The 6,502-nt window shown below is 71.0% G+C and carries 6 protein-coding genes and 1 pseudogene; 4 read left to right on the plus strand and 3 right to left on the minus strand.

Translation table 11 applies throughout. From position 1 onward, the window contains the following. Nucleotides 1-123, minus strand: a pseudogene (locus ABZ920_RS30320) (ATP-binding protein); the annotation flags it as partial. 245 nt (nt 124-368) lie between these two features. On the opposite strand from ABZ920_RS30320, the gene ABZ920_RS30325 reads away from it, so the two are divergent. Both ABZ920_RS30325 and ABZ920_RS30330 read left to right on the plus strand, forming a co-directional pair. Then, the gene (locus tag ABZ920_RS30325) at nt 369-1,220 is read left to right on the plus strand and encodes a helix-turn-helix transcriptional regulator (protein ID WP_361512018.1); all 852 of its coding nucleotides are present in this window, start codon (nt 369-371) and stop codon (nt 1,218-1,220) included. A gap of 8 nt (nt 1,221-1,228) precedes the next feature. Further along, entirely contained in the window at nt 1,229-1,459 is a 231-nt protein-coding gene (locus ABZ920_RS30330; protein ID WP_361512021.1) for a DUF397 domain-containing protein, read from the plus strand. On the opposite strand, the gene glmS is transcribed toward ABZ920_RS30330, so the two are convergent. Both glmS and ABZ920_RS30340 read right to left on the minus strand, forming a co-directional pair. Next, complete coding sequence (glmS, locus tag ABZ920_RS30335) at nt 1,420-3,267, minus strand: glutamine--fructose-6-phosphate transaminase (isomerizing) (protein WP_361512024.1); 1,848 nt, start codon at nt 3,265-3,267, stop codon at nt 1,420-1,422. The two genes, ABZ920_RS30330 and glmS, sit on opposite strands and share 40 nt — an antisense overlap. A gap of 98 nt (nt 3,268-3,365) precedes the next feature. Continuing rightward, nucleotides 3,366-4,160, minus strand: coding sequence for a hypothetical protein (locus ABZ920_RS30340; RefSeq protein WP_361512027.1), 795 nt, complete (start codon nt 4,158-4,160; stop codon nt 3,366-3,368). Nucleotides 4,161-4,367: 207 nt separating this feature from the next. On the opposite strand from ABZ920_RS30340, the gene coaA reads away from it, so the two are divergent. Together coaA and ABZ920_RS30350 are read left to right on the plus strand one after the other, a co-directional pair. After that, nucleotides 4,368-5,357 carry a type I pantothenate kinase gene (coaA, locus tag ABZ920_RS30345; protein WP_361512030.1) on the plus strand — a complete coding sequence of 330 codons (990 nt, stop codon included), beginning with the start codon at nt 4,368-4,370 and terminating at the stop codon, nt 5,355-5,357. A gap of 42 nt (nt 5,358-5,399) precedes the next feature. Beyond that, a complete protein-coding gene (locus ABZ920_RS30350) occupies nt 5,400-6,338 on the plus strand; it encodes a DUF389 domain-containing protein (RefSeq protein WP_361512033.1) in 939 nt (312 codons plus the stop codon). Nucleotides 6,339-6,502 lie beyond the last annotated feature (164 nt).

Raw genomic sequence — 6,502 nt, forward strand, 5'->3', positions numbered from 1 at the left:
ATCGACCAGCCCGATCAGACCGTGCAGGGTCAGGATCAGACGGAGGGTGCGGCGGCTGACGGTGACCGCGCGCGGGTCGTTCGGGATGTACAGGCAGTACTCCCAGGGTGCGTCTTCGGGCATGGGCATGCGTGACTCCTGCCGGGGAGAGAGGAATGGGGGAGGACGCCGGGGGGCGTGCGGTGGCATTGCCGCACCCGTCGAGGCAGGACGGAGCGGTGCGCTTCCGGGGGACCCCCGGCGTGTCGCAGTGTGTGCGTCGCGTCACCGACAGTAGGGCCAAAATTTGTGCCGCTGCAAGTCGCTCTCGTATTCTGCCGTCCGATCGAAGCGTCACTCCGCGGCAGTTGGAAGCAGGGAAAGACACCATGGCGCGCAGGCAGGAACCCACCGCCCGCCAGGAGCGCCTGGGTGCGGAACTACGCAAACTCCGTGAGGCCGCAGGCCTCAAAGCGCGTGAGGCAGCGGCACTGCTCGGTACCGACTCGGCCCAGATGAGTCAGATGGAGTCGGGGTACGCCGGCGTGAGCGGAGAACGAGTACGGCGCCTCGCCTCTCACTACTCCTGCACGGACCAGGAGTTGGTCAACGCGCTCGTGGCGATGGCGACCGATCGCACGCGTGGCTGGTGGGAGGAGTATCGCGGCCTCCTGCCCAACTCCTTCCTCGACCTCTCAGAGCTGGAGCACCACGCCGGCTACCGCTGGGACGTGGACTTCCTGCACGTTCCGGGCCTGCTCCAGACAGAGGCCTACGCGCGGGCCTTGTTCGCCAGCCGTGTACCGCAACTTCCGCCGCAGGAATTGGAGTTGCGCGTCCGCCACCGAATGCAGCGCCGCACCATCATCGAGAACGCGCCACTCGTGCCGTACGTGGCAGTGGTGCACGAGGCAGCGCTGCGCATGAGGGTCGGCGGGCGTGCCACCTCGCGGGGGCAGCTCGCCCGCCTTCTGGAACTCTCCGAGGCGGACCACATCACGGTGCGCGTCGTCCCCTTCGATCTGGAGAGCTTCTCCGACATCGGAAGCGCCATGGTGTACGCGGGTGGCGCAGTCCCGAAGTTCGACACGGTCGTCCGGGACGGCCCGCACGGCACGGTGTTCATCGACTCCGAGGCACAACTCATCGTCTTCCGAACACTCTTCCGTAGAGTTGAGGCTGTGTCACTCGACCCGAAGCGGACGCGTGACTTCATCCACAGGCTCGCGAAGGAAGTGTGAGGCAGACCGTGACCAGTCGTGACAACTGGCGGAAGTCGTCGTACTCCGGCGGCGGCGACGGCAACGCCTGTGTGGAGATCTCGGAACGCCGTCACCACGTCGCCGTCCGCGACTCGAAGGCCCCGGCCGGGGCGGTCCTCCGCTTCCCGGCCGGGGCCTTCACCGCCTTCGTGGCCGCTCTGAAGGGCGACGGCGGGGACTACTCCACCGTCACCGACTTGGCGAGGTTGCGCGGCTGATCCACCTCGTTGCCGCGCGCCGTCGCCAGCTCGCAGGCGAAGACCTGCAGCGGCACCGTCGCGACCAGCGGCTGGAGCAGGGTCGGGGTGACGGGGATGCGGATGAGGTGGTCGGCGTACGGCACGACCGCCTCGTCACCCTCCTCCGCGATCACGATCGTGCGGGCGCCCCGGGCGCGGATCTCCTGGATGTTGGACACGATCTTGTCGTGCAGCAGGGACCGGCCACGCGGCGAGGGCACCACCACGACCACCGGCAGGTCCTCCTCGATCAGGGCGATCGGCCCGTGCTTCAGCTCGCCCGCCGCGAAGCCCTCGGCGTGCATGTAGGCCAGCTCCTTGAGCTTGAGGGCACCTTCCAGGGCGACCGGGTAGCCGACGTGGCGGCCCAGGAACAGCACGGTGTTCTTGTCGGACAGGGAGCGGGCCAGTTCGCGCACCGGCTCCATCGTCTCCAGGACCTGCTCGACCTCGCCGGAGATCTGCGACAGGTCGCGGATGACGTCCTGGATCTCGTCGCCCCACTTCGTGCCGCGGACCTGGCCGAGGTAGAGCGCGACCAGGTAGCAGGCCACCAGCTGGGTGAGGAACGCCTTGGTGGAGGCGACGGCGACCTCGGGGCCGGCGTGGGTGTAGAGGACGGCGTCCGACTCGCGCGGGATGGTCGAGCCGTTGGTGTTGCAGATGGCGAGCACCTTGGCGCCCTGCTCCCGGGCGTGCCGCAGCGCCATCAGCGTGTCCATGGTCTCGCCGGACTGCGAGATGGCGATGACCAGGGTCTGCTGGTCGAGGATGGGGTCGCGGTAGCGGAACTCGCTGGCCAGCTCGACCTCGCAGGGGATGCGGGTCCAGTGCTCGATGGCGTACTTGGCGATCATCCCGGCGTGGAAGGCCGTGCCGCAGGCGACGATGACGACCTTGTCCATCTCGCGCAGCTCGGAGGCGGAGATGCGGACCTCGTCGAGCGTGAGGTTGCCGGCCGCGTCGATCCGGCCGAGCAGCGTGTCGGCGACGGCCTTGGGCTGCTCGGCGATCTCCTTGAGCATGAAGTAGTCGTAGCCGCCCTTCTCGGCGGCCGCCGCGTCCCAGTCGACGTTGTACGACCGGACCTCGGCGGGGCTGCCGTCGAAGCCGGTGACCGTGACGCCGTCGCGGCGCAGTTCGACCACCTGGTCCTGGCCCAGCTCGATCGCGGAGCGGGTGTGGGCGATGAAGGCGGCGACGTCGGAGGCGAGGAATGCCTCCCCCTCGCCGACCCCGACGACCAGCGGCGAGTTGCGGCGGGCGCCCACGACCACGTCCGGCGCGTCGGCGTGCACGGCGACCAGCGTGAACGCGCCCTCCAGGCGGCGGCACACCAGCCGCATCGCCTCGGCGAGGTCGGCGCAGGAGGAGAACTCCTCGGCGAGCAGATGGGCGACGACCTCGGTGTCCGTCTCCGAGGACAGCTCGTGGCCGCGCTCCGCCAGCTCCGCCCGGAGCGCCGCGAAGTTCTCGATGATGCCGTTGTGGACGACGGCGACGCGGCCGGCGTTGTCGAGGTGCGGGTGCGCGTTGGCGTCCGTGGGACCGCCGTGGGTGGCCCACCGGGTGTGGCCGATGCCGGTGGTGCCGGTCGGCAGCGGCCGGTCGACGAGCTCCTTCTCCAGGTTGACGAGCTTGCCCGCCCTCTTCGCGGCGGCGAGACCGCCGTCCGCGAGCACGGCGACACCCGCCGAGTCGTAGCCCCGGTACTCCAGGCGCTTGAGCCCGGCCATCACGACATCGAGCGCCGACTGCGCCCCCACGTATCCCACGATTCCGCACATGGGCGGCAGCCTACGGCCCGGCGGGCGTCCGAAAGGGCCGCCGCGTGCCCGAAATCAGAAATTCCCACCGGGGCACGACGGCCCCGGTGGGTACCGGATCACTTCAGCTTGGCGAGCTGGGCGTCGAGGATCTCCGTCGGGAAGTCGTAGTCCTGGCCGGCGGAGGCCGCGCCGATGTTGAGCGCGGGGAAGTAGGCGAGGGTGGCGCCCACGCGGACGACGACCGCCTTCACCGGCATCGTGTCCCCGTCGACGTCAACGGCCGAGGTCACGGCCAGCGCCTCGTCGCCGCCCTGCGGCGCGTCGGTCTTCGCGACCTTCGTGACGTCGGTGCTGTCACCGGGCGAGGTGAAGGTGAAGCCGCCGGCGCACGACGTGACGGCCGCGTTCAGCTCCTTCATCGCCTGCTCCGCGCCGCCGTCCTCGTAGGAGGCCAGGGTCACCAGGACCTGCGTGGCGTCCAGGCCGGCGAGGAACTGCTCCTCCGCGGTGGCGTCCGCGGCGGGCTTCTTCGGGTCGCCCTTCCACTCCCGCTGCACGGTGGCCGCCGGCTTGCCGACGTAGGAACCGACCTGGAGCTGGGCGAGGGGCACGCAGTCCTGCTTCTGCGCGGCCACCTTGTCCTGCGCGACGAGCTCCGCCGCCGGAACCTTCTCGACGACCTTGCCGGTCTTGACGTCCGCCTGCGTGAGCGCCGCCTTCTCCAGCTCGGCGGCGGTCAGCGCCTTGGCGGCGGCCGGCGCGGCGGATTCGGTCTTCGCCGCCCGGGGGGAGGCCTGGGCGTCGCCGCCCTTGTCCTCGCCGTCGCCGGAGCCGCCGCAGGCGGTGGCGAGCAGGGCCAGAGCGGCGGCGGAGGCGGCGAGGGCGGTGCGGCGCAGGGCGAGGGTTCTCAAGGGGCACTCTTTCTTGTCAGTGCGCGCGGGTCTCCCCGCGCTCTGCCCGCACTTTAGACACGGCGGGCCCATAGTTGATCAAGCACGTACCACCCGGTATCCGACCGTGACGCCGACGTGATCTCGCGGTGGCGCCGGCGCTCGCCGGGGCCCGTCACGTGACGGACCCCACCCCGCGCCCTGTTCGAACTCCGTTAACAATGGACTGTGATCTCTCCGGTCCCCTCGATCCCCCGGAGCGCCCACCGGTCCCGGCCGGAGGCGACTCCCTACGTCGATCTCACCCGCGCCGAGTGGAGCGCGCTGCGCGACAAGACGCCGCTGCCCCTCACCGCCGCGGAGGTCGAGCGGCTGCGCGGCCTCGGTGACGTCATCGACCTCGACGAGGTGCGGGACATCTACCTGCCGCTGTCCCGGCTGCTCAACCTCTACGTCGGCGCCACGGACGGCCTGCGCGGCGCCCTGAACACCTTCCTCGGCGAGCAGGGCTCCCAGTCCGGCACGCCGTTCGTCATCGGGGTCGCCGGCTCCGTCGCCGTCGGCAAGTCGACCGTCGCCCGGCTGCTCCAGGCCCTGCTGTCCCGCTGGCCCGAGCACCCGCGGGTGGAGCTGGTGACGACCGACGGCTTCCTGCTGCCCACCCGGGAACTGGAGGCCCGCGGCCTGATGTCGCGGAAGGGGTTCCCCGAGTCGTACGACCGCCGGGCCCTGACCCGCTTCGTCGCCGACATCAAGGCCGGCAAGGCCGAGGTCACGGCCCCCGTCTACTCCCACCTGATCTACGACATCGTCCCCGGCGAGAAGCTCAGCGTGCGCCGCCCCGACATCCTCGTCGTCGAGGGCCTGAACGTGCTCCAGCCCGCCCAGCCCGGCAAGGACGGCCGCACCCGGGTGGGCCTCGCCGACTACTTCGACTTCAGCGTGTACGTCGACGCCCGCGCCGAGGACATCGAGCACTGGTACCTGGACCGGTTCCGCAAGCTGCGCGCCACCGCCTTCCAGGACCCGTCCTCGTACTTCCGCAGGTACACCCAGGTGTCCGAGGACGAGGCCCTCGACTACGCCCGCACCATGTGGCGCACGATCAACAAGCCCAACCTGGTCGAGAACATCGCCCCCACCCGCGGCCGTGCCACGCTGGTGCTGCGCAAGGGCCCCGACCACAAGGTCCAGCGGCTGAGCCTGCGCAAGCTGTAGGGCGCCTGCCGCGCCGCGTGGCCGATGGACTTGGATGGGCCCATGCTGCATCTGCGCCTGATCACCCCCGCCGACCGGACCGACGACGTGGTCCGCCTGATCGACGAGACGGTCGGCACCACGCACCTCGTCGTGCTGCCGGGCGCCGCGCGCAGTCCGGCCGGGGACGTGGTGCTGTGCGACGTCGCCCGCGAGGCCGGCGACGAGCTGCTCAGCCGGCTGCAGGAGCTGGGCATCGACCGCACCGGTGCCATCGCGGTCGAGAACGTCGACCTGACCCTGTCCGAGCGGGCCGAGAAGGCCGAGGAGGAGGCTCCCGGCGAGCCGGCGGACGCGGTGCTGTGGGAGCACCTGACCGAGGCGACGCACGAGGAGTCCACGCTCTCCGTCACCTACCTGGCGTTCATCACCCTGGCGACCATGATCGCGGCCTGCGGCGTGGTGCTCGACAACGCGATCCTGATCGTCGGCGCGATGGCGGTGGGACCGGAGTTCGGGCCACTGGCCGGGATCGCCACGGCCCTGGTGCAGCGCGCCCCGCGGCTGGCGCTGCGCTCGCTGACCGCGCTGGTGGCGGGATTCGCCGTGGCGATGGCCGTGACGGTCGGCTTCAGCCTCTTCATGGACGCGGCCGGCCTGTTCACCGAGGCGAAGTTGCGGGGCGAGCGGCCCAACACCGGGTTCGTGTACGCCCCCGACTGGTTCTCCTTCGTGGTGGCGCTGCTCGCCGGAGCCGCCGGCACGCTCTCCCTGACGTCGGCCAAGTCCGGCGCCCTGGTCGGCGTCGCCATCTCCGTGACCACCGTCCCGGCCGCCGCGAACGCGGCCGTCGCGCTGAGCTACGGCGACTCCGTCCAGACCTGGAGGTCCACCGAGCAGCTGCTGCTGAACCTGCTCGGCATCGTCGTCGCCGGGATACTGACCCTGCTGGCCCAGAAGTGGTTCTGGCGGGGGCAGCGCCGCCGCCGCGCCCGGACGTGAGCGACGCGGCCCCGGGAGGGGGCCGCGCACCCGGCGCCGGGGTCGGGCGCCGGCGGACGGGTTCTAGCCAGGTCCTGTCTGACCATGCGCGTCGTCGCCCGAAGGGCGGCCGCGCGGCGTCAGGTGCGTGCTCTCGGCGTGCCGGCCCCAGGCCCTCGTACGGG

It is taken from the genome of Streptomyces sp. NPDC046831, assembly GCF_040645305.1.
In the GTDB taxonomy this organism is placed as follows: domain Bacteria; phylum Actinomycetota; class Actinomycetes; order Streptomycetales; family Streptomycetaceae; genus Streptomyces.